The 23985-nt window shown below is 58.3% G+C and carries 22 protein-coding genes; 8 read left to right on the top strand and 14 right to left on the bottom strand.

The annotated features are described in order from the left end of the window. Positions 1-30 precede the first annotated feature (30 nt). Positions 31-1281 (top strand): valine--pyruvate transaminase, encoded by a 1251-nt coding sequence (locus ACLIBF_RS00110; RefSeq protein WP_069728642.1) that lies wholly within the window; start codon positions 31-33, stop codon positions 1279-1281. Here ACLIBF_RS00110 and ACLIBF_RS00105 read toward each other — a convergent pair. Continuing rightward, positions 1278-2729, bottom strand: coding sequence for an aminotransferase-like domain-containing protein (locus tag ACLIBF_RS00105; protein ID WP_031376136.1), 1452 nt, complete (start codon positions 2727-2729; stop codon positions 1278-1280). The two genes, ACLIBF_RS00110 and ACLIBF_RS00105, sit on opposite strands and share 4 nt — an antisense overlap. Before the next feature lie 227 nt (positions 2730-2956). Here ACLIBF_RS00105 and ACLIBF_RS00100 point away from each other — a divergent pair, with 227 nt between their 5' ends. From ACLIBF_RS00100 to ACLIBF_RS00075, 6 genes are read left to right on the top strand one after another with little or no spacing between them, the layout of a single operon-like run. Then, positions 2957-4423, top strand: a complete 1467-nt coding sequence (locus ACLIBF_RS00100; RefSeq protein ID WP_069728641.1) for a hypothetical protein — start codon at positions 2957-2959, stop codon at positions 4421-4423. Between the two features lie 17 nt (positions 4424-4440). Further along, positions 4441-5715, top strand: a complete 1275-nt coding sequence (locus tag ACLIBF_RS00095; protein ID WP_279810131.1) for an ATP-grasp domain-containing protein — start codon at positions 4441-4443, stop codon at positions 5713-5715. Next, on the top strand, positions 5703-6410 hold the full coding sequence (locus tag ACLIBF_RS00090) for a class II glutamine amidotransferase (RefSeq protein WP_031376133.1): 708 nt from the start codon (positions 5703-5705) through the stop codon (positions 6408-6410). Before ACLIBF_RS00095 ends, ACLIBF_RS00090 begins: the two co-directional genes overlap by 13 nt. Positions 6411-6415: 5 nt before the next feature. Continuing rightward, positions 6416-7216 carry a 2OG-Fe(II)-dependent halogenase WelO5 family protein gene (locus ACLIBF_RS00085; protein ID WP_031376132.1) on the top strand — a complete coding sequence of 267 codons (801 nt, stop codon included), beginning with the start codon at positions 6416-6418 and terminating at the stop codon, positions 7214-7216. A 30-nt stretch (positions 7217-7246) separates the two neighbouring features. Then, positions 7247-7747 carry a YbaK/EbsC family protein gene (locus tag ACLIBF_RS00080; protein ID WP_031376131.1) on the top strand — a complete coding sequence of 167 codons (501 nt, stop codon included), beginning with the start codon at positions 7247-7249 and terminating at the stop codon, positions 7745-7747. Between the two features lie 20 nt (positions 7748-7767). Beyond that, positions 7768-8679 (top strand): EamA family transporter, encoded by a 912-nt coding sequence (locus ACLIBF_RS00075; protein ID WP_031376130.1) that lies wholly within the window; start codon positions 7768-7770, stop codon positions 8677-8679. Between the two features lie 229 nt (positions 8680-8908). On the opposite strand, the gene ibpA is transcribed toward ACLIBF_RS00075, so the two are convergent. Next, positions 8909-9325 carry a small heat shock chaperone IbpA gene (ibpA, locus tag ACLIBF_RS00070; protein WP_046289498.1) on the bottom strand — a complete coding sequence of 139 codons (417 nt, stop codon included), beginning with the start codon at positions 9323-9325 and terminating at the stop codon, positions 8909-8911. Positions 9326-9615: 290 nt separating this feature from the next. Here ibpA and ACLIBF_RS00065 point away from each other — a divergent pair, with 290 nt between their 5' ends. Next, positions 9616-9987: a YceK/YidQ family lipoprotein gene (locus tag ACLIBF_RS00065; RefSeq protein WP_031378056.1), complete on the top strand. Its 372-nt coding sequence runs from the start codon at positions 9616-9618 to the stop codon at positions 9985-9987. Here ACLIBF_RS00065 and ACLIBF_RS00060 read toward each other — a convergent pair. The 12 genes from ACLIBF_RS00060 to dnaA all read right to left on the bottom strand — a co-directional run. Continuing rightward, on the bottom strand, positions 9959-11221 hold the full coding sequence (locus ACLIBF_RS00060; protein WP_069728638.1) for a DUF3748 domain-containing protein: 1263 nt from the start codon (positions 11219-11221) through the stop codon (positions 9959-9961). The genes ACLIBF_RS00065 and ACLIBF_RS00060 overlap by 29 nt on opposite strands. Positions 11222-11268: 47 nt before the next feature. Beyond that, positions 11269-12591 carry an MFS transporter gene (locus ACLIBF_RS00055; RefSeq protein WP_069728637.1) on the bottom strand — a complete coding sequence of 441 codons (1323 nt, stop codon included), beginning with the start codon at positions 12589-12591 and terminating at the stop codon, positions 11269-11271. Between the two features lie 113 nt (positions 12592-12704). Continuing rightward, a complete protein-coding gene (dgoD, locus tag ACLIBF_RS00050) occupies positions 12705-13853 on the bottom strand; it encodes a galactonate dehydratase (protein ID WP_279810132.1) in 1149 nt (382 codons plus the stop codon). Then, entirely contained in the window at positions 13850-14467 is a 618-nt protein-coding gene (locus ACLIBF_RS00045) for a 2-dehydro-3-deoxy-6-phosphogalactonate aldolase (protein ID WP_448309090.1), read from the bottom strand. The genes dgoD and ACLIBF_RS00045 overlap by 4 nt, the downstream gene beginning before the upstream one ends. Next, positions 14451-15326, bottom strand: a complete 876-nt coding sequence (locus ACLIBF_RS00040) for a 2-dehydro-3-deoxygalactonokinase (protein WP_089561632.1) — start codon at positions 15324-15326, stop codon at positions 14451-14453. The genes ACLIBF_RS00045 and ACLIBF_RS00040 overlap by 17 nt, the downstream gene beginning before the upstream one ends. After that, positions 15323-16021 (bottom strand): FadR/GntR family transcriptional regulator, encoded by a 699-nt coding sequence (locus tag ACLIBF_RS00035; RefSeq protein WP_279810135.1) that lies wholly within the window; start codon positions 16019-16021, stop codon positions 15323-15325. Before ACLIBF_RS00035 ends, ACLIBF_RS00040 begins: the two co-directional genes overlap by 4 nt. A 130-nt stretch (positions 16022-16151) precedes the next feature. Then, positions 16152-16961 (bottom strand): sugar-phosphatase, encoded by an 810-nt coding sequence (gene yidA / locus ACLIBF_RS00030; protein WP_046289495.1) that lies wholly within the window; start codon positions 16959-16961, stop codon positions 16152-16154. Between the two features lie 100 nt (positions 16962-17061). Continuing rightward, positions 17062-17541, bottom strand: coding sequence for a YhcH/YjgK/YiaL family protein (locus ACLIBF_RS00025; protein WP_031375177.1), 480 nt, complete (start codon positions 17539-17541; stop codon positions 17062-17064). A gap of 198 nt (positions 17542-17739) precedes the next feature. Continuing rightward, complete coding sequence (gyrB, locus tag ACLIBF_RS00020; protein WP_031375178.1) at positions 17740-20148, bottom strand: DNA topoisomerase (ATP-hydrolyzing) subunit B; 2409 nt, start codon at positions 20146-20148, stop codon at positions 17740-17742. Between the two features lie 18 nt (positions 20149-20166). Continuing rightward, a complete protein-coding gene (recF, locus tag ACLIBF_RS00015; RefSeq protein ID WP_046289494.1) occupies positions 20167-21252 on the bottom strand; it encodes a DNA replication/repair protein RecF in 1086 nt (361 codons plus the stop codon). 215 nt (positions 21253-21467) lie between these two features. Next, positions 21468-22568, bottom strand: a complete 1101-nt coding sequence (gene dnaN, locus ACLIBF_RS00010; RefSeq protein ID WP_031375180.1) for a DNA polymerase III subunit beta — start codon at positions 22566-22568, stop codon at positions 21468-21470. Between the two features lie 4 nt (positions 22569-22572). Beyond that, positions 22573-23985 (bottom strand): chromosomal replication initiator protein DnaA (gene dnaA / locus ACLIBF_RS00005; RefSeq protein ID WP_448309086.1); only part of this gene is annotated, 1413 nt, incomplete at its 5' end.

Below are 23985 nucleotides of genomic sequence, written 5' to 3'. Positions count from 1 at the left end.
CCGATTCGTTATCACAAATTTTTAACCGCTATGTCCTTTTCTCAGTTCGGCGACAAATTTACCCAACATTCCGGCATCTCACGGCTGATGGAAGATATGGGCGCAGGCTTGCGTACGCCCGGCACCATCATGCTGGGTGGCGGCAATCCGGCGCAAATCCCGGCCATGAACGACTACTTTCAGCAACTGCTGCAGCAGATGCACGAGGAAGGCAAGCTCAGCGAGGCACTCTGCAATTACGATGGCCCGCGTGGCAAAGCGACACTGCTGGAGGCGCTGGCAGAACTGCTGCGTGACCAGCTGGGCTGGCCGATCGGCGCGCAGAATATTGCGCTGACCAACGGCAGCCAGAGCGCCTTCTTCTATCTGTTTAACCTGTTTGCCGGCCGCCGGGCCGACGGCAGCAAAAAGCGCGTGCTGTTCCCGCTGGCACCGGAGTATCTCGGCTATGCCGATGCCGGGCTGGAAGAGGGCATGTTTGTCTCGGCCAAACCGAACATTGAACTGCTGCCGGCCGGCCAGTTCAAATATCACGTCGATTTCGAACATCTGCCAATGAAAGAGGATATCGGGCTGATCTGCGTGTCGCGTCCGACCAATCCGACCGGCAACGTGATCACCGACGATGAGCTGCTGCAGCTGGATGCGCTGGCGCAGCAGCACGACGTCCCGCTGTTGATCGACAACGCCTACGGCGTGCCGTTTCCCGGCATTATCTTCAGCGAGGTCCGCCCGCTGTGGAATCCCAACATTATTCTCTGCATGAGTCTGTCGAAGCTTGGCCTGCCGGGCGCACGCTGCGGCATTATTATCGCCGATGAGAAAACGATTGGGGCGCTGAGCAACATGAACGGCATCATCAGCCTGGCGCCCGGCAGCATTGGCCCGGCGATTGCCGGTGAGATGATCCGCCGTGGCGATCTGTTGCGCCTGTCAGAAGAGGTGATAAAGCCGTTTTATCAGCAGAAGGTGCAGCAGACCATCGCTATCCTGCGTCGCTATCTGTCGGAAGAGCGCTGCCTGATCCACAAACCGGAAGGGGCCATTTTCCTCTGGCTGTGGTTCCGCGATCTGCCGATCAGCACCGAGACGCTCTATCAGCGGCTCAAAGCGCGCGGCGTACTGATGGTGCCGGGCCACTTTTTCTTTCCGGGACTGGAACATGAATGGCCGCACACCCATCAATGCATGCGTATGAACTACGTGCCGGATGCGGAGAACATCGAGCGGGCGGTGCAGATTCTGGCCGAAGAGATTGAGACCGCCTGGCGCGACGCCTAATCCTGCGGCCCGGTTAATGACAGCTGGCACCACTGCGCCAGCTGTCGTATCGCCTGTTCAACCTCGTCATTCCAGCCGAAACCGGCATTGAGCCGGAAACAGTGGTCATAGCGCTGATCGGTGGCAAAAATATGGCCGGGCGCAATGCCAATGCCTGCATTCCGCGCTTTCAGAAACAGTGAGCGCACGTTCAGCGCCTGCGCAGGCATCTCCACCCATAACACATAGCCGCCTTCCGGATCTGAAACCCGGGTTCCCGGCGGAAATTCCCGCAGTACCGACTGACGCATGGCGCTGATTTGCCGCGCCAGCTCGCGCCGCAGTTTGCGCAGATGCGCGTCATAACCCCCGCTGCGCAGCAGCTCAGCGACCGCCGCCTGCGACAACACCGAGGTGCCCATGGTCGAGGTATATTTCAGCGAGGCGATTTTGCGCATGTAGTTGACGCTGTGGACCCAGCCGATGCGGATGCCGGGGGCCACCGTTTTGGAGAAGCCACTGCACAGAATGGCATTCGGGCTGAAGGCGCGCATCGGGAAAGGGCGGCGCTCACCAAAGGCGGTATCGCCAAAAATATCGTCCTCAATGATCACCACATCGTTTTCATCTGCCTGCCGTGCAATATAGGCTTTCTGCTCGTTAGGAATGCTTTTCCCCAGCGGATTATTGATGTTGCACAGAGTCAGAAATACCCGCACCGCCTTGCGCTGAAACAGCCCGGTGAGCTTCGCCACATTCACATAGCCTTCCGGCCCGGCCTCAACCTCGATCACCCGCAGATTGAGGTTGTGCAGCATTTGCAGCAGCACGAAATAGCAGGGCGACTCGACCGCCACCACGTCGCCAGGCTGGGTGGTGGCGCGCAGCGACAGAGAGATAGCTTCGATACAGCCGTTGGTGATCAGGATATCGTCGGTGCTGATATTGCAGCCATAATCGACCGCCCGGCGGGCAATTTCGACTTTTAACGGCGCATAGCCGGTGCCTTTCACCGTGTTGCCCAGCAGGGCAGGCTTGCTGTAGCCCATCTGGCGCATCAGCAAGCCGAGCTTCTTCACCGGATAGAGCGCGCTGTCGCCGTTCGCCAGATCGAGACGCACCCGGCAGTCCGAACCGAGCATCGCCAGATGCAGCTCAGTCTGTTCGTCGAGCGGGGCGATGGCACGTGGCTGTTCGCTGACGGCGGGCAGCTGTCGCGGGCGATGCCGTTGCGGCGCCACAAAAAAGCCCGACTTCGGCCGGGCGACGGCGTAGCGCTCATCCTCCAGCGTACGTAATGTTTTCAGAGCGGTAGTGAGGCTGACGTTATACTGCGTCGCCAGGGTACGCACCGACGGCAGACGACTGTCGGGTGCCAGCGTACCGGCATGAATCGCCTGCTTGATCTGTTCGGCTATCTGGCGGTAACGACTGCTCTGACTCTCCTGTTCTCCGACAACATCGGCCATCTGTACCACCCCATATCGCGCTGATCTGTGCATATTCAACAGAGTACATTCAAAGTACTTTAGCCTGCATCTCTTAATTATTCATGACGCTAAACGGACCTGTCGCCCTGGCGATTGCGCGTCTGAGAGGTGTGCCGATCGTCATCGTCATCCGCGCAGGCCGCCGGTTGCGACATCAGGCGTTCTGGCGGTTGAGTGATTCTATTCGCGTAAGGAAAAAGTGAAAAATGAATAATCTGTCCACCATGATGAAGGAGATTCAGGGCTACCTTTCGCCGGCCATCATCGACTCTGCACAGCGCTGTTCTGACCGTCTGCTGGCGGCGTTACCCGATCGGCAGCAGCTGGAAAATAACCGAGTTCTGCTCGCCTATGGCGGCGGGAAAGACAGCAGCTACATGGTGGCCTATGTCCGCTATATCCAGGGCATCATCTGGCAGCAGCGCGGTGCCACCTTTCGCCTGCGCGTCAGCACCAATCGTCATGCGGCGATGAACGACAGCGTGATGGAGAACATCAACCGGGTTTATCAATCGCTGGCGATGCATGACGATCCGCTGGCTGAATGTCTGGTGGTGGATGGGTTACAGATTCGTCCTTTCGCCCGGCATCTGCCGATGCCGGAGGCGGTGCGGCAGCAGAATCGCAACGATGTGCTGATGAATGGCCACCGGTTTCGCGCCGATGCGCGCTCGACCTTCTGTAACGCCTGCAACCTCAGCATGGTCAACTCATTTGGTCTGGCGGCGGATTACGACGGTGGCGTGGATGTGATCATCACCGGCGACTCGCCGCAGGAGCAGGCAGCCTATGTTGCCTGGGCGCGCCATCTGTCGCGGCTGTTCGACGCGCCGGTGGCGGATAAAAGCCGCGGCTTTAGCGGTTTCCTGCAGACGCTGGATGGCGTCGCCGAACGCTATTTCACCGATATCAACGGTGCCGATCAGCTGACGCCTGCGCACCGCATTACCCATCAGTTAGCGCGCGATCCGCTGTTTTTCAATATCTATCAGGACACCGCCTATGAAGCGGGCGCGCACTGGGCGCTGCTCAGCGAGTTTATGCGCTTCCGTTTCGATGAGCTGATGTTCAGCTTCTCTGAGTCAGACTGCGGCAATCCGACCTTAATGGCCCATCTGCGCGGGCTGCGGGCGGAAACCCTGCTGCAGCGCAACTACGCCGAAGGGATCCGTGAATATGTGCGCTTTGCACTCGGCTTAATGGTGAAGAAGGATTTCCCGCCGCAGCTGATCGACGAAATGGCGGCGCGGTATCAGGATGACGCGGCGATCCAGCGTCAGCGCCAGCGGGCGGCGACGTTCGCTGTCGAGGCGTTCGATCTCAGTGAAGATCAGCTGATCTGCATGATTTACTCGCCGTTCCTCGCCCACGGGCAACAGCTTAACCACTGGCTGACCCGGCAGCAGATTGCGCTGGATGAGGCGGCGATCCGCGATCTCCTTGACCAGCGCAGTGAAGATAACGCGCTGGCGCAGCAGTTAACTCAGCTTTCCGGCATGACGCTGACGCAGATGCGTCACTGCTGGCAGAGCAACCCGGTCAGTTCGCTGCTGGACGGCAAAAGCGCCGATCCGCTGTCGCGCGTGCTGCGTTTTGATCCCCATAAAGCGGTGATTCAGGTTAACCACGGTGAGCTGAACGACACCGTGACTGAAGTCATTTCCGGGCGTTAGTCCGGTAAGGCGAGGCGATGAAAAAGATTTTTCTGCAGATTGGCGCGACCCGTGACGGACACAATCCCTACTGTGCGGTGGCGAAGCGCGACGGCTACTTTACCGTGCTGGCTGAGATGGGCGACTTTGTTGATTACCAGTCGCTGAGCCTGACGCTGCCCTTTGATCTGATCGTTCGCCTTGATCGACCAGAAAACCCGTGGGAGGTGATCCAGGCTTATCTGCACGCCGGTTTGCTGTCGCATCCACAGGTGGTGCTGGCCGGTTTTGAAGCCTACAACGCCAGCGCCGGACGGGTACGGGAAATGCTGGCCGGACCCGATGCGCCTGCCGCGTTTATCCCGCTGGATAAATATGCCCAGCGCATGGCGCTGAAAAAAGCCTGGCCCGCCTTTCCACAGCCGGAGTTCCGCTTCTTCGCCTCGCCGCTCAGCATTCTGGATGCGAAAGAGGCGCTGCTCTATCCCTGCGTGGTGAAACCGGTGGATGGCGGCGGCGGGCTGGGGATCTGGCTGATTGAACGGGCCGATCAGCTGTGCCAGGTGGTGAACAAGCTGGTACAGACGATGAATTACGGCGGCCGCGGCTTCAGCGGTTTCATTGTCGAGAGCGGATTATCAGGTGAGGAATTTTCGTTGCAGGGCGTGGTGCATCAGGGGCATCCGCAGGCGCTGACCTGCTGCCAGAAAGTGATTGAGCAGCATCGTGACGCTGAGGGCTGCGTCAGCTTTTACGAGTCGGGACATGTGGCGCTGGCGGCGGCCGCGCTGCCTCCTTCATTCACCAGCCTGATGGCGTTTTGCTGCGAAACCTTTGGCTATCGTCAGGGCGCTTTCCATATCGATTTCATCCTGGTGAGCGGCATTCCGCATTTTCTGGAGATGGGCTTTCGCCTGTCAGGCATGGGCGTGACAACGTTGGTGCAGGAAGCCACCGGCATCGACTGGGCAGACGTGACTTTTGGCCTGGAGGCGGGCGCGGTGCTGCCGGCATTTGCCTTCACCGCGCCGCGCGCGGTAGGCCAGCTACGGTTGCGGCAACCGGCACAGCTGCAGGCGGCCGAGCGCTGGATCGATCAGCATCAGCAGGGTCAGCTGATGCCGACGCTGCGGCTGCCGACGCTGCAGGTTTCACCGCGATCGTCTTTGTATGCCGATCTGACCCGCCATGCCGGGATTCTGGCGACTTTTTGCCTGAGCGCGGCGGCGCGTGAACCGATTCTGGCGGCCTTTCATCAGGTGATCGCCGCGCAGTCCGCGGCGGCAGGGAGAAACACAGTATGTGCAGAATGATTCTGGCGCATGGCCGGTTCGACAGCGCTGCCATTCTGGAGGCCGCGCGCGCCATGAGCTGTGGCGAAAGCGCCGACCACGACGGGCCGATCAAACAGCATCCTAACGGCTGGGGCTGTCTGTGGCTGGAGAACGGCGAGATCCGCACCCTGCATGGCACCGGCGCGTTTGCCGACGCGCTGCCGGGCATTGATGTTGATCGGCTGCGCAGCCGCTTTCTGGCGGTACACGTGCGCCACGCCACCCTGAGTAAAAATCACGGGCTGGAGTTTTCGCATCCGCTGTGGCGCAACAGCGCGGGACATCGCTGGTACATGATGCACAACGGTTTTCTGCCCACCATCTATCGTCAGCTCGGCCTGACTGAATCGCGCTTCGATTCGGAAGAGTATCTGCACTATCTGGTCGATCAGATCACCCCGGCTGATTTCACCCGCGACTATCTGCGGGAAAAAATGGCCCAGGTTGCGCCAGGCGGCAGCGCAGGTAATGCGATTTTTGTCACCCGCGATAAGGCCTGGGCGTGGCAGTGGCATCCGCACGACACGCCGTATCCCGACTACTTTACGATGCATTTTCGGCAACAGGACGATTGTACCCTGATCGCGTCTGAACCGGTGGCAATACCAGGCAGCGCCGGCAACTGGCGGCGAATGAACAATCATGAACTCTATGAAATACCGTTTAGGGAGTGAGAAACATGGCTATTTTCAATCAGTTCCGCGTGATTAATCCCAACATGTTTGTGGAGTCGACCTGGCTGGATGACATCGTGACGGCACGCGTGCCGTTGCTGGTGCTGCGCAATTTCCTCACGCCGGACGTCCGTCAGGCGGTGGTGACCGATCTTCAGCGCTGCCGGGAAAAGATCCGCGTATCCCACTACCCCAACGGTGCGCTCACTACGCTCGGCCCCTATCTGGCCCGGCATACGGCGGCGCCGGATAACTACTTTACTGAGCTGCGCGACATTCAGCCGTCGCTGCCGCCGTCGCTTGGTACGTTGCGTGAACAGATCTACTACTGGGTACAACATGCGCTAAGGCTGGAGAGCCTGCGTACCGCGCAGGAGCCGGGCCGGGGCGAGTATGCCGGTTCGATTGTGCGCTTTCATGCCGACGGCGTGGCGAATCCCCTGCATAACGACAACATCGTGCGTGATGCCGCCGACAGCGGTCTGGCGGTAACCCAGATCCTGCATCAGCTCAGCTGCGTGGTCTGCCTGCAGGAGTGCAACGCGGGCGGCGCGCTACGCATCTACAACAAAAAATGGTCGCCGGAAGATGAACAGTTCAAAACCGCCGGTGAACTGGGTTACCACAGCGGCGTAGTGGCGGGCAGTGAAACCTGCGAGTTTTCACCGCGCAGCGGCGATATCTACCTGTTTAATCCCGCCTTCTATCACGAAATTGACCGGGTCGAAGGCGATACCCGCATCACCATGGGCTTCTTTTTCGGCCTGACCGATAAAAAAATGAAGCACGCTATCGCCTGGAGTTAATCCAGGTTGCGCCAGATTAAGGAGAGGGGAATGACGACGTTTGAAAAAATCATCGCGCTGCTGGATCAGCATCAGGCGAACTATCGGGTGGCAGAGCATCAGGCGGTGGGTCAGACCGATCTGATCAGTGAGATACGCGGTAACGCGCTCAATCAGGCGGCCAAAGCGATGGTGCTTGAGGTCAGCATGCCAGAGGGCGCCGATGCGCGTTATCTGCTGGCGATTGTGCCGGGCGATTGCCGCATCAATTTCAAAAGCGCGGCGCGCGCCATCGGCGGTAAGAAGTCCGCCTTTGCCGCTCCGGAGATGGCGCAGGCGCTGACCGACTGCGTAATGGGTGCGGTGCCACCGTTTAGTTTTGATGACCGGCTGGCGTTGCGGGTCGATACGCGGCTGCAACAGGTCGGGACGTTATGGTTTAACGCGGGTGCGCTGGATAAGTCAATTGCGCTGGCGGTAGAGGACTATTTTCGCATTGTGGGTGACGACTGCTGTGTGGATATCGCGACGCCGGTGGCGATCACTGCCTGAAGCGGCACAAGGAGTATCCGATGTCGGTAAAAGATATGCTGTTAGCGCTGTGCGTGGTGGTGGCATGGGGCGTCAATTTTGTGGTGATCAAGTTAGGGCTGCAGGGCATGCCGCCCTTCTTGCTGGCCGGGCTGCGCTTCAGCCTGGTGGCGTTTCCCGCCATCTTCTTTGTGCGCCGTCCGCCGATTCCGCTGCGCTGGCTGGTGGTCTACGGGATGACCATCAGTTTTGGTCAGTTCGCGTTTCTGTTTCTGGCGATCAAGCTGGGCATGCCCGCCGGACTGGCGTCGCTGGTGCTGCAGGCGCAGGCGTTCTTCACGCTGCTGCTGGGCGCGCTGCTGCTGTCGGAGAAGCTGCGCTGGAATCACATTGTCGGAATTATTATCGCCACGCTGGGGATGTTTATGCTGGCCACGGCTGGCATGGAGGGCCAGACCACGGCCGGTATCACGCTGACGACAATGATGCTGACGCTGGCGGCCGCGCTGTCGTGGGGGCTGGGTAACATCACCAATAAGATCATTATGCGTAACCGCAAGGTGCCGATCATGTCACTGGTGGTCTGGAGTGCGCTGGTGCCGGTGGTGCCTTTCTTTGCCTGCTCGCTGCTGTTTGACGGCCAGGCCGCCATCCTCAATAGCCTGCTGCATATCGGGTTACAGACCATACTGGCGTTAATTTATCTGGCGTTTATCGCTACCATCATAGGCTATGCGATTTGGGGCAACCTGCTGAGCCGCTACGAAACCTGGCGCGTTGCGCCGCTGTCGCTGCTGGTGCCGGTAGTCGGGATTATCACCGCCGCGCTGGTGCTGGATGAGCATCTGTCGGGACAGCAGATGCTGGGCGCTACCATCATTATTCTGGGGCTGCTGGTAAACGTATTTGGCGGGGTAGTGGGTCAGCGTTTAGCGATGCGAACGCAGCCGTAAAGGCAAACAGAAAAACGCCGCTGGCGCGGCGTTTAAGAGCGTGATGGCTGCGTTTCGCAAAGACGCAAAAACACCATTTCTGGTCCGCTATGCTTTGCTACAGGCGTATGCTCCCATCGCGTTAATTCAATCAGCCGTCTGAAACCATGGAGCGGAGCAGCCTTTTTGCTCCCTGAGCAGGTACTGATATCAAAAACGAAAAACGCCGCGTTAGCGGCGTTTGTTATGATTATTTCAGAATCTCAATACGGCGTGGTTTCGCTTCTTCCGGCACCAGGCGTTCAAGATCGATGCTTAACAGACCATTTTCCAGACGGGCATCGCGTACCACAATGTGGTCGGCCAGCTGGAATTTACGCTCGAAGTTGCGTTCGGCGATACCCTGATACAGGTATTTACGTTCGGTCTGCTCTTCCGGGTGGGCACCCCGCACGATCAGCACATTATCGTGGGCGGTGATCTCCAGTTCGCTCTGAGAAAAACCGGCTACGGCGATGGTAATGCGATAGTGGTTTTCATCGACCAGCTCGACGTTGTACGGAGGATAGCCGCCGTTGCTCTGATTTTGATTCGCTTCGAGCAGGTTAAACAGGCGGTCAAAGCCGATGGCAGAACGATAAAGTGGAGAGAGATCAAAATTACGCATATTAAGACTCCTGAGTTTCAGCAAGTTTTGGCAACCTTCCACTACGGGACAGGTTTCTGTACGGCACCTCACTGTCCCTTGCGGCAACGGTGAGTGCGTCCGTAATCTAAAAATGGGTGCCGGACGTCAGCTTTCAAGGGGGAAAACGCAATTTTTTTCGCCTGTTTGAGAAAATGACATACACTCAGGACTACCTTTGCCGGACCAGAACGGACTTCACCCCAGAGTGATGGCGTTGTCTGGCAAACCAACTCAGTCAGGCTTCTGTCAGGACTGAAGGGATGATAATAATGAAATTGATGAAAACGTTACCGCTGGCGGGTGTAGTCTGCTGTGCCGTTGCGGCAAGCGGCTGCTCCAGCGTTATGTCACACACCGGCGCCAGTCAGGGCTACTATCCTGGCACCCGCGCCAGCGCCGATCTGCTGGTCGATGACGACACCAGCTGGGCACTAAAACCGCTGGCGCTGATCGATCTGCCTTTCTCCGCTGCGCTGGATACGCTGTTACTGCCGTGGGATTATTATCGCAACGACAGTGACAAATCGATCGACTCTCCGCGCGAGCGGGTACTGCAAAGCGAGAAGCTGGCGCATACCCAGGAAAATCTGGCGCAGGCACAGCCGATGCCGACTATGCAGCCGCCGTCGCCGCAACCGTAAACAGCTGCCGCCAGCCGTTCACCTCACGCATATAAGCAATCTGGCTTCCATCAGGCGACCAGACCACCGCGTCACCTGATGGTGGCTGCTCTGTCCGGTCAGTCAGCCGCTGACATGCTCCGCTTATCACCTCACACCGCATCACGCTGTTGTCGCAGATAAAGGCGATCGCCTCACCTCTGGGGTGCCAGCTAAACGCCGACTGGATGCTGTGGCTCAGCCAGGTGATCTGGCGTGGCTCGCCGCCGTTGGGCGATACGGTCCACAGCTGAACCACCTGCTGCGGGTCCGCCATCAGAAAGGCGATCTGGCTGCCGTCCGGCGCGGCGCGCAGCCAGTGGCGCGGTTGCAGTGCCAGACCGCGACTTACCGTCAGGCGACGCTGCTGCACGCCAGCAGGCGGTGCAGGTAACTGCCGCTCGCTGCCCTCCAGCGGCGCCTCGCCCGCGCGGGCATAATCCTCCAGCGCCTCGGGCAGATCGACAATAAACACCTCAGGCCGTTTTTCACCCTGCGCATTCAGCGTATCGCCAATAAAGGCGATGGCCCAGCGCTGCCAGCTGCCGTCCGGTTTCTGATAGCCGCGATCGCCGACCCAGCACTCTTCATAAGCGCGATTAATCTGGTCGCTGCCGGGTAGGGGCTGCGCATGGGTACGGCTGACCAGCAGACAAAAATAACTGCCGTCATATTCACGGGGATGCTGCTTCTGCGGCGTCACTGCCCGCAGCGGTACGGCGATGCCCACGTTACGCAGGTCCTGGCGGCTATCCCATTCATGCATCACATGATCGTTGTAGGTGAAGCTGAGGCGTGACCCGTCGGCACTGAACACATGTACGTGCGAGCCGCCCCGCAGCGCGCCGGGCGTAAAGGGCGGGGTAATGTCGCAGGCATCGAGATTCATCGCATTGCCGTTCTGAATAATGACGCCACGCCGATGGTGAAAGTCATACTGCCAGCTTGCGTCGGGATGCTCCGGGCCGTGAATACAGACATAGCGCGGCGGCAGATCGGGGCTGACGGTAACTACCCCGACATGGGCGCCGTGGTGCGCCTGATACAGCACCTCAACCTCGCCGGTGGTCACATTGACGCGCTCAATGGTCTGGCTGGTAAACGACGCGCCGGAGGGACGCAGGTCAAACGCCAGCCACTGGCTATCGGCGGTCCAGACATTGATATTGGTAAGCTGATGCTGGCGGGCAGCAAAGGTGATCTGTTTTTCGCGCATGGAGGCAACCTGATAAAAATGTTGCCCCACACGCTACGCCAAACGGGCTAAAGATGCAGCTTCGATTTCGCCTCACTGAGCACCCGCCCGTCACCCTCGACGGTTTTTTTTCGTCCCAGCAGCAGGCCGAGTAAGCCGCCCAGCACCAGCGCGCCCGCCACAATCAGCAAACCATCATTGTAGCTGTGGGTGGCATCTTTGATGCGGCCCATGATCGGCGGAAAACCGAGGCCGGCAATGTTCGCCACGGCGTTGATCAGCGCAATCGACGCGGCCCCGGCGACGCCGGAGATGGTCTCGGTGGTGACGGCCCAGAAGACCGGCGTAATCGCCCAGTTGAGGCCCACCATCAGCACCAGCAGACCGTAGGCCAGCCACTGTTGCGAGACTGCCATCGCGCCCAGCAGCAGCAGGCCCGCGGCGATCAACGGCAATCCCAGATGACGGGCCCGCTCACCGGTTTTGTCCGAATGACGGCCATTGAAATACATAAACAGGCAGGCAAACAGGAACGGCACCGCCGACAGCAGGCTGACCATCAGGTTACTGCGGTCCTCCGCCACGGCCTTGACAATCAGCGGCAGAAACAGCGTCACGCCGATGGTGCCAAACGCCTGCAACAGCCACAGCAGGCTGAGCGCCCAGACGCGACCGCTTTTCAGCGCCACCCGCCAGTTATGATGGTGAATGGCGGAATGCTTCTCGTCACGTTCAATGGTCTGCTGCAGCCAGCTACGCTGCTCGCCGGAGAGCCAGCGCGCTTTGGCCGGTGAATCATCAAGATAAAACCAGGTGACGATGCCGAGGAAGAAAGCGGGAATGCCTTCCAGCAGGAACAGCCAGCGCCAGCCCTCGACACCTAACATGCCGTGCATGTTCAGCAGACTGCCGGAGAGCGGCAGGCCAATCACCGATGCCAGCGCCGCACCGATATAGAACATCGACATGGCGCGGGCGCGATCGCTACGCGGATACCAGCAGGAGAGGTAGAAGATAATGCCGGGCGTAAACCCGGCCTCTGCCGCCCCGAGCAGAAAGCGCATCACATAAAGCTGGGTGGGCGTCTGGACCAGGCTCATGCCGGCGGCAATGATGCCCCAGCTCACCATGATGCGGGCGATCCAGCGCCGCGCACCGACCCGCGTCAGCAGGACGTTACTCGGCACTTCGAAGATGATGTAGGTGACGTAAAAAATGCCGGCGGCGATGCCGTACATCTCGGCGGTCATCGCCAGATCGGCATTCATCTGTAGCGCGGCGACGGAGATATTGGCGCGATCGATATAGGCAATCAGGTAGAGCAGCATGATGAACGGCATAATGCGCCGGTTCATTTTTTTCACGGTACTGAGATGCAGATGTTCACTCATCGGGAGATCCTCACGTAGGGTATAGCGGACCCGGATCCCGCATCGCGCGGGACCTGGCGAGTGTTTCTTATTATGGGGTGAAGCGGGTGGCTGCTACTGAAAAGCGGCGAACATTACCATTCGGCAACGGCGCCGTCAGCGTGCCGCCACAATGGGTTGCGCCAGTCTGGGGCATCACGGCTGCGTTCAATCACCAGCGCTTCATCGATCTCAACCCCGAGACCCGGCCGGTTCAGCGGCGCAAAGCTGCCATTGTGCATGGCGAAATCAGCTTTATTGACAACATAATCAAGCAGTTCCGCTCCCTGATTATAGTGAATGCCCATGCTCTGTTCCTGGAATATGGCGTTATGCGAGACAAAATCGACCTGCAGACAGGCGGCCAGCGCCAGCGGTCCGAGCGGGCAGTGCGGTGCCAGTCCGACATCGTAAGCCTCTGCCATCGCGGCAATCCTGACGCATTCCGTGATGCCGCCAGCATGGGAGAGATCGGGCTGCACGATTGCCAGACCGCCCGCTGCCAGCACCCGCTTAAACTCGAAGCGGGAGTACATGCGCTCGCCTGCGGCAATCGGAATGTGGGTTTGCGCGGCGAGGCGCGGATAGTATTCTGCCTGCTCGGCCAGCACCGGCTCTTCAATAAACAGCGGCCGATAGGGCTCCAGCTCTTTGATCAATATTTTCGCCATCGGCGCGCTGACCCGGCCATGAAAATCGAGGCCGAATTCAATCTGATTGCCAAAGACTTCGCGGATTTGCGCCACGGTATTGACCGCCTCATCCACCGCGCGGCTGTTATCGATCAGGCTCATTTCGGCGCAGCCGTTGAGCTTGAAAGTATCGATGCCGATGGCGCGCAGCGTTTGAATCCCGGCAATCACATCGGCGGGACGATCGCCGCCAACCCAGCTGTAGGCTTTCATCCGGTCGCGTACCAGACCGCCAAGCAGTTGCCAGACCGGGACGCCGAGCGTTTTGCCTTTGATATCCCATAACGCCTGATCGATACCGGCAATGGCGCTCATCAGGATCGGACCGCCGCGATAGAAACCGCCCCGGTACATCACCTGCCACAAGTCGTTAATGCGCGCCGGGTCCTGACCGATGAGTGCATCGCCCAGTTCATGCACCGCCGCTTCGACGCTGCGCGCCCGGCCTTCGATTACCGGCTCGCCCCAGCCGCAGACGCCTTCATCGGTTTCAATTTTCAGGAACATCCAGCGTGGCGGCAGGCGGTAAGTGGTGAGTTTTGTGATTTTCATCGTACGGCATCCTTATAAGCAGCAATAAAAGCCTCAGCTTTTTCCACGGTGCGCGACAGCGGCTGACCGGCGCGGTACAGGTCACTGCCCAGTCCGGCACCGACGCAGCCCGCCGCCAGATAGTCCGCCAGGTTTTCTGGCGTCACTCCACCTACTGCGAACAGCGGCACCTCCGGCGGCAATACGGCTTTGATCGCCTTGATATAGGCGGGCCCAAAAGCCGATGCCGGGAAAATTTTCAGCGCATGGGCCCCTGCGTTTAGCGCGGTAAAGGCTTCACTGGCGCTGGCGCAGCCGATGGCCGTCCAGATCTGCTGCCGGACTGCCCCGGCAATCACCTCTGCATCGGTATTCGGCGTCACCAGCAGGCGGGCACCTGCTGCCGCAACGGCGTTGACCTGCGCGACGTTCAGCACCGTTCCGGCACCAATCATGGCCCGATCACCAAACTGACGTACCAGCTGCGGCAGGGTCTGCTGCCAGTCGGGCGAGTTGAGCGGCACTTCAATACTGTCAAAACCGCACTCAATCAGGGCGCTAACGTGCGCCCCGGCTTCGTCCGGCCGGATGCCGCGCAGGATGGCGATCAGCGGCAGCTTAAAGGGCAAGGTCATCGACAATTCTCCTTATTCCTTGCTGGAAGGCACTATCGCCTGCCAGCCATTGCAGCGGGATATTGAGCAGGGCAAAAGCCGCCTGATAACGCTGGGCCAGTGCTTCACTGGCAATCAGCGTCACCGGACCGCTCAGCGCCGACTGCGCCGCCTGACTGGCGACTTCATGTCCGATCAACAAACCGGAGAGGAAATCGCTGACCGACCCGGGGGCCAGCGCACCCAGCAGATGCTGCGCCCGCACTTCAAACAGGCGCGCCAGCAGGGACGGATCGTTGATGCCGGTTTCCAGCCCGCGCTGAAAGGCCGCCGCATCCGGCTGCTGTTGAGGTAAACCGGTCCCGATCAGGGCGTGGTTCAGCAGCAGATGATGCAGTTCGCCGGTCATCACGGTGCGGAAATCGATCACCCGGCGCGCTTCGCATTTCACCCACTTGGAATGGGTACCGGGCATCACGATCAGTTCCGCCGGTGCCAGGGTTTGCGCCCCCAGCAGCTGGGTCTCTTCACCGCGCATCACGTTGTGATTGTCACGGCGGCTGACGCTTAATCCCGGCACGATCCAGCGATTTTCACCGGCTGCGGTCAGCTGCGTCGCGAGGGAGTCCAGCGTCAGCGGGCAGGGAAGATAGGGCGCGGCCTTCCAGCCGGCGTTGCTACCCACCATGCCCGCCATCACCACCGGCACCGCATTCACCGGCCAGCCGTGGGTTATCTCATCGAACACCTGCTGGTGGCTGCGGCCGTTTAAGCGGGTGACGCCCGCTTCTGAACGTCGGCTCTCAACAGCGTCGCCGTCGCGGTAGTACCAGGCGCGCAGGTTGGTCGAGCCCCAGTCGAGAGCGATATAGTGGCTCACACGATCTCCTTCAGGCGTTGGGTTGAGCTGGCAATCATGGCGCGTGCCGCCGCTTCTGCGGCGTCACCATCCTGATGGCGAATGGCATCGAACAGGTTCTGATGTTCACGCAGGGTTTGCGGCATATTGTCGCGATCGGCGCGGTAGGTGCGGGCAAAAACCGCTTTCTGCAGCTGAACCAGGGCGATACTGAGCTGTTGCAGAATCGGATTGTGAACCGAAGCCAGCAGCGCCTCGTGGTAGCGCATATCGGCTTCGTTAAAGGCGTCACGATCGTTGTGCCGGGCGATCATATCGTTGAGCGCCAGCTCGATAGCGGCTAGATCCTGCGAGGTGGCGCGTTCGGCTGACCAGCGCGCCAGCTGCGGCTCGACCAGCACCCGCACATCGTTCATCGCGGCGATGAGTTGTGGATCGTGATTGTGCTTTAACGACCATTGCAGGACGTCACTGTCGAGGAAGTTCCAGTGCTGATGCGGGGTGACGAAAGCGCCGCGATAACGCTTAATTTCAATCAGTCGTTTCGCGGTTAGCGAGCGATAAACTTCGCGGATGATATTACGGGAGGTGGCGAACCGTTCGCACAGGTCCGCCTCGGCGGGCAACGGCTGACCCGCCACAAACTGGCCGGAGACAATCTCTTCGCCCAGCGTTAAAAGAATCCGATCGGTTTTGCTGACGTCCTGCTTTTCCACTGTCTGTGTTCCTTTGCCCGGCTGATGCCTGAGCAAAAATTGTAGTACCACCTATCAAGGTTGTACTACAATCCTGATCACAAAACAGACAATCTGTTGCGCTGCAGCCTGCCAGCAAGAAAACAGACGATTACAGCACCAGCTCTTCAATCGCGTGTGCTACGCCATCTTCCATATTGGTTTTAGTCACGAACTGGGCGATTTCCTTAACTGAATCAATGGCATTACCCATCGCTACTCCGGTGCCGGCATACTCAATCATCGCCAGATCATTTTCCTGATCGCCAATCGCCATTACTTCTTCCTGCTTCAGCCCAAGCTTCTCAGCCAGCATTCTGACGCCCTGACCCTTGTTAACCCGACGATCGAGAATTTCGAGGTAGTAAGGCGCACTCTTCAGAATGGTGTAAGTCTGGCGCGCCTGTTCGGGCAGACGAGCAATGGCCGCATCCAGCAGGGCAGGCCGGTCGATCATCATCAGTTTCGGAAAGCGGGTGGCGCGATCCATCTCTTCAACGGCGCGGTAGCGTACCGGAATCCCGGTCAGGCTGGCTTCATGAATGGTGTATTCACTGATGTCTTTATTTGGCGTATAGAGGTGGGACTTGTCGAACGCCTGGAAATGCACGCCCAACTCACGCGCCAGCTGCTCAATGTAGAGGTAGTCGTCAAAGGTCAGCGTCACTTCCGCTACGCATTCGCCATCTTCGGCCTGATGGACCAGCGCACCGTTGTTGCTGATTGCGTACTGACCGGGCGTCTGCATATCCAGCTCCATCAGGTAGCGCTGGATACCGACAAACGGCCGGCCGGTGGTCAGCACAATCGAGACCCCCTGCTGGCGGGCGCGATCCAGAGCGGATTTCACGCCCGGCGTGATTTCATGTTGCGGATTAAGCAGGGTGCCATCCATATCGATAGCGATCAATTTAATAGCCATAGGGTCCTCGTTGCGTCTGGGTTTTGTTCAATGCTAGCGCGATTCAGCTCACATTGACCAGTTTAGCGGCAAGCGATGACAAATGACTGACGGCCGGACCTCAGCCGGTAAACAGATCGCGATGGATTTTAATCACGGCTTTTCGAATCAGGGCCGGTTCGGCGGGCGCGCAGCAGGGACGATGAACGTCATGCGGGAAGAACAGCGCAAACATGCCGGGCATCAGGGTGATCATCGACTCGTTTATCGTCTGCTGATAAAAAATCACGTCACGCTGCTGGATAAAATCTTCGGTCACCACATGCTCCGGGTGCGCGCGAGCCACGCCGATATTCTCTACTCCAGCCAGCAGGTACTGGATGTCGATGTAGCTGACGTGGGATTCTGCCCGCCGGGCGCTGGCCGGCTCGGTCATCATCTCCTGCACCAGACAGAACATTTTGTCGTCCGCGAGGATCGGGTATTTCCCGCTTTCAAGCTGGCTAAAATCTGTCTCAGCAATCCAGCTTATCGCCTGGTCAATGACCGGATGAAAGGCGTGACGTTCTGTGGCCCAGTCGAGACGATCGCAAATAATCATGGTGTAACTCCCTGTCTGAACAGCATAGTGCGCCCGCAGAGGCGCGAAGAGAGGCAAGAGTAAGGGAGGGCCCGCCGCTAAAAAGTGATCGCGATCGCAGCCTGCAGGCAACGCGGTGCCCTCGTCTGCGAGTATCGGACTGTGCAGGGCAAAAAAAAGGCCATCACTTGCGTGATGGCCTGTGACGTCAGCAGCCGATTAGATATCGATATTGGCGGCTTTCAGCGCATTCTCTTCGATGAAGGCACGGCGCGGTTCAACCGCATCGCCCATCAGGGTAGTAAATAGCTGGTCAGCGCCAATCGCATCTTTAATGGTAACGCGCAGCATACGACGGCTATCCGGGTCCATGGTGGTTTCCCACAGCTGTTCCGGGTTCATCTCGCCCAGACCTTTGTAGCGCTGTACCGAGAGGCCGCGACGCGACTCTTTCACCAGCCACTCAATCGCCTGCTCGAAGCTGGCTACCGGTTGACGACGCTCGCCACGTTCAATGTAAGCATCCTCTTCCAGCAGGCCACGCAGCTTGTCGCCGAGGCCACAGATTTTGCGGTACTCAGGTCCCTGGATGAAATCGGCTTCCAGCGGATAATCAGTATCCACACCGTGGGTACGGACGCGCAGCACCGGTTCGAACAGGTTCAGCTCGCGGTTTTCACGCACCTGCGCCAGATAGGTACTACCGTGCGCTTCGCGCTCAGTGAGATAGCTCACCAGGCTGTTCAGCCAGCGGGTCACTTCTGCTTCATTGCTCAGATCGCTCAGCGTGTCGTGATAAATCAGCGCGCGCAGCAGGGCAACCGGATAACGGCGCTCCATACGCTTGATCATCTTCTGGGTGCTGTTGAAGTCAGAGACCAGCGTCTCCAGCGGCTCACCAGCCAGGGCCGGGGCGCTGGCATTAGTGTGCAGCGTGGCACCATCAAGCGCGATAGCGATCTGGTATTGATCCATCGCGTCGTCATCTTTGATGTACTGCTCCTGCTTGCCTTTCTTCACTTTATACAGCGGCGGCTGCGCGATATAAACGTGGCCGCGCTCGATGATTTCCGGCATCTGACGGTAGAAGAAAGTCAGCAGCAGCGTACGGATGTGCGAACCATCGACATCGGCATCGGTCATGATGATGATGCTGTGATAGCGCAGCTTGTCCGGGTTGTACTCGTCGCGACCAATGCCGCAACCGAGCGCGGTAATCAGCGTGGCCACTTCCTGCGAGGCGAGCATTTTGTCGAAGCGCGCTTTCTCAACGTTAAGGATCTTACCTTTTAGCGGCAGAATCGCCTGATTCTTACGGTTACGGCCCTGTTTGGCCGAACCGCCAGCGGAGTCACCCTCCACCAGGTAGATTTCAGACAGCGCCGGGTCGCGCTCCTGGCAATCCGCCAGTTTGCCTGGCAGACCCGCCAGGTCCAGCGCGCCTTTACGACGGGTCATTTCACGGGCACGACGTGCGGCTTCACGGGCGCGCGCTGCGTCGATGATTTTGCCGACCACGATTTTTGCGTCACCCGGATTTTCCAGCAGGTATTCCGCCAGCAGTTCGTTCATCTGCTGTTCAACCGCTGACTTCACTTCAGACGAAACCAGTTTGTCTTTGGTCTGGGATGAGAATTTTGGGTCCGGCACTTTCACCGAAACCACTGCGATCAGACCTTCACGCGCATCGTCACCGGTGGCGCTGACTTTGGCTTTCTTGCTGTAACCCTCTTTATCCATGTAGGCATTCAGGGTACGGGTCATCGCCGCACGGAAGCCCGCAAGGTGGGTACCGCCGTCACGCTGTGGGATGTTGTTGGTGAAGCAGTAGATGTTTTCCTGGAAGCCATCGTTCCACTGCAGCGCCACTTCCACACCGATGCCATCTTTCTCGGTAGAGAAATAGAACACGGTTGGGTGAATCGGGGTTTTGTTTTTGTTGAGGTATTCAACGAATGCCCGGATGCCGCCTTCGTAATGGAAGTGATCAGACTTGCCGTCACGCTTATCTTCCAGACGAATCGACACGCCGGAGTTGAGGAACGACAGTTCACGCAGGCGTTTCGCCAGGATGTCATACTCAAAATCGCGCACGTTGGTAAAGGTTTCGTGGCTTGGCCAGAAGCGCACACGGGTACCGGTCAAATCGGTCTCGCCGGTCACCGACAGCGGTGCCTGCGGCACGCCATGGACGTAGACCTGCTGGTGTACTTTGCCTTCGCGACGAATGGTCAGCTCCAGCTTCTGTGACAGGGCGTTAACCACCGAGACACCGACGCCATGCAGACCGCCGGAGACTTTATAGGAGTTATCGTCGAACTTACCGCCCGCATGCAGCACCGTCATGATCACTTCAGCGGCGGAAATGCCTTCTTCTTCGTGAATGCCGGTTGGAATGCCGCGCCCATCATCCTGCACCGAAACGGAGTTATCCGCATGAATGGTGACCACGATGTCACTACAGTGACCAGCGAGCGCTTCGTCGATTGCGTTATCCACGACCTCGAATACCATGTGATGCAGACCGGTACCGTCATCGGTATCGCCGATATACATGCCCGGGCGTTTGCGTACCGCATCAAGCCCCTTCAGGACTTTGATACTTGAGGAGTCATAAGAATTCGACATCAACGTTTCTCGCTCATTTTAATCTTCAGGTTGAACCGCTATTTTACCCTGTTCCACGCGGAACATCTTGCCCTTTTCGTCGGTCATGTCGATTACATGCTCGGCAGAAATAGCGCTGACAAACACCTGCGCCTGGGTGGCTTTTAACCGCTCTGCCAGCAGGCGTCGGCGGCTGTCATCCAGCTCAGAAGCAAAGTCATCGATCAGGTAAACACAACGGCGTCCGCTCTGGCTTGTCAGGAACTCGCCCTGCGCCAGACGCAATGCACACATCAGCAGTTTTAGCTGCCCGCGTGAGAGTAAATCTTCCACCGGCGTCCCTTCAGCCCGAATACGAAAATCGGCTTTATGCGGCCCGCTGGCGGTGTAGGTCAGGGCGCGATCGCGCTCAAAGTTGCGTTCCAGCAGTTCGCCGTAATCGCTCTCTTTGTCCCAGCCGCGCTGAAATGAAAAGCGCAGCTCAAACTCGGGCAGGAACTGGCGGCAGGTGGCAGTAATCTCCGCCGAAATCGCCGCGCTGTATTCGGCGCGCCACTGGCTTATCTGTTCAGCCAGCGGCACCAGTTCCTGGTCCCAGGGACGAATCTGACTGTAACGTGAGACCTGGCGCAGGGCGGCGTTGCGCTGTTTTAACAGGCGGCGCAGGTTGCTCCAGGCGTTGAAAAAACCGGGCGTATTATGAAAGCAGCCCCAGTCGACGTAAGCTCTACGGTATTTGGGGCCGCCATTGAGCAAAGTAAACCCTTCCGGCGTGATTAACTGCATCGGTAACAGCTGCGCCAGTTCAGCCACTTTGTGGCCGTCGCTGCCGTCAATGCGTACTTTACTGTCACCGGCGCGGTTTTTGGTCAGCCCGACAGAAATCTCCCGCTCTTTACCTTCCAGCCGGCCATGCAGCACAAAGGCTGCTTCGTCGTGACGGATCACGCGGCCCGCCTGCAGGCTGCGAAACGCCCGACCGTGGCCCAGGGTGTAAATCGCCTCTAATACGCTGGTTTTACCGCTGCCATTAGCGCCGACCAGGAAATTAAAGCCGGGTGCCAGCTGCAGGTCAGCCTGCTCAATATTACGAAAATCTTTGATAAGGAGGCGGGTTAAAGCCATGAATCAATCCAGCGTGAAGGGCAATAAAATTTTGGGCCTGGCGATCCAGTGCGTCAACGGCAAAGCTGGTTTGCCCGATACCTCAGTCACCAGGCCGTCGGCGTCGCAGCTACGTTGCGCCCCGCCAGCGCACAGCCACCGGAGCGTACTGAAGTACGTGAGGATGGCGAGCACTGCCGGGGCACAACGTAGCAAGTAAGCCAGGCCGATATATTCTACAAGCGCATGGGCATCACGACGTAGGCTGCTGCCGGACTCGCCACATCTTCAATCTGTACGCTCGACACCGAGTCGGTCAGCAGCAGACGGACATTTTCACACTTCAGGGCGTTCAGCACATCCAGCACGTAACTGACGTTAAAGCCGATCTCCAGTTCGGTGCCGTTGTAGCTGACATCCAGCATCTCTTCCGCTTCTTCCTGTTCAGGGTTATTGGCGGTGATTTTCAGCTGATTTTCGGTGATATAGAGGCGAACGCCGCGGAACTTCTCATTCGACAGAATCGCTGCGCGGGCAAATGCCTGCTTTAACAGATCGCAGCCGGCTTCCAGCGCTTTATCGGGATTCTTCGGCAATACGCGGCGATAGTCAGGGAAACGACCATCAACCAGCTTCGACGTAAAGATAAAGTCGCCGACGTGCGCGCGGATATTGCTGCCGCCGATTTGCACCTGCAGCGGCGTATCGCCGCCATCCAGCAGTCGCAGCAGCTCAATCACCCCTTTACGCGGCACAATCACCGAGTGACTCGGCAGTGCCTGACCGATCGGCATTGAACAGACCGCCAGACGGTGACCGTCGGTAGCCACGGTGCGCAGCTCTTCCCCTTCGGTTTCAAACATCATCCCGTTGAGGTAGTAGCGAACATCCTGATGCGCCATTGAGAACTGAGTCGCTTCGATCAGTCGTTTCAGCGTCGCCTGCGGCAGGGTGAATTCAACCTCACTCTGCCAGTCATCCAGATTCGGGAAGTCGCTGGCGGGCAGGGTCGACAGCGAGAAGCGGCTGCGGCCTGAACGCACTAACATGCGATCGCCTTCCAGTGACAGCGTGATCTCCGCGCCTTCCGGCAATCCGCGACAGATATCGAGGAATTTCCGCGCGGGCACGGTGGTTGCTCCAGGCTCATGAGCCTGCGTCAGGGCAACGCGCGCCACCATCTCCATTTCTAAATCGGTACCGGTCAGCAACAGCGTACCTTCTGTTACCTGCAACAGCAGGTTTCCAAGAATCGGCAGCGTCGGACGACCCCCTAGCGGGCCGCTCACCTGTTGCAGCGGCTTCAGTAACTGCTCACGTTCAACAATAAATTTCATAGCGTCAGGAAGATAATGTTCTGATGAGATTAGAGAAATCTTCTTTGATATCGTGGCTCTCTTCACGCAGCTGCTCAATCTTGCGGCAGGCGTGAAGCACCGTCGTGTGGTCGCGACCGCCAAAGGCATCGCCAATTTCTGGCAAGCTATGGTTAGTCAGCTCTTTTGCCATCGCCATCGCCATCTGGCGCGGACGCGCTACCGAACGCGAACGGCGCTTGGAAAGCAGATCCGCGACCTTAATTTTGTAGTACTCAGCCACGGTCTTCTGAATATTATCAATGGTGACCAGCTTTTCCTGCAGCGCCAGCAGATCGCGCAACGCTTCGCGCACGAAGTCGATGGTGATCGCCCGGCCGGTAAAGTTGGCGTTGGCGATCACGCGATTCAGTGCGCCTTCCAGCTCACGAACGTTAGAGCGTAAACGCTTGGCAATAAAGAACGCCACTTCACCCGGCAGACGAATGTCATTCTCGTCGGCTTTTTTCATCAGGATCGCCACGCGCGTTTCCAGTTCAGGCGGCTCGATCGCCACTGTTAACCCCCAGCCAAAACGCGACTTCAGACGATCTTCCACCCCGTTGATCTCTTTTGGATAACGATCTGAGGTCAGGATGATCTGCTGATTGCCTTCTAATAAGGCATTAAAGGTGTGGAAGAACTCTTCCTGCGAACGCTCTTTATTGGCGAAGAACTGAATATCATCGATCAGCAGCGCATCGACCGAACGGTAGTAGCGCTTAAATTCTTCGATCGCATTGTTCTGCAACGCCTTAACCATGTCCTGGACGAAGCGCTCTGAGTGCATGTAAACCACTTTAGCATTGGGTTTACGCGCAATAATGCCGTTGCCTACCGCGTGCAGCAGGTGGGTTTTCCCCAGGCCGGTGCCGCCATACAGGAACAGCGGGTTGTACGCGCCGCCCGGATTATCTGCCACCTGGCGTGCCGCCGCGCGCGCCAGCTGGTTAGATTTACCTTCGACGAAGTTATCGAAGTTATGGCGGTTATTCACATTCGAACGGTAGGTCACATCAGCGGGTGCCGGCACGTTATCCCAGCTTGGACGCATGATCTGCGTCGGGGCCGGACGGATATGGCTCTGTACCGGGATAGCAGGCGCGCTGACGCTGGCCATCACCGGCTGGCTGACGGCGGCAGTTTGCTGAACCGGGCGTGTACCCACTTCAAAACGCAATAACGGTACGTTCGGACCGCAGAATTCATTCAGTAATGCGTTAATGCTATTGAGGTATTTGTCCCGAACCCAGTCGAGTACGAAGCGATTTGGAGCATACAAGGCAAGCGTATTGTCGTTTAACTCAGCCTGTAGTGGACGAATCCACATGCTGAATTCGGTGGCAGGAAGCTCATCCTGCAAACGGGCAAGACACTGTTGCCAAAGCGTAAGTGACAC

The organism is Pantoea sp. PGP6 (assembly GCF_053474785.1).
Note: the sequence above shows the minus strand (reverse complement) of the source record. Positions and strands in the feature narration are given on the sequence as shown.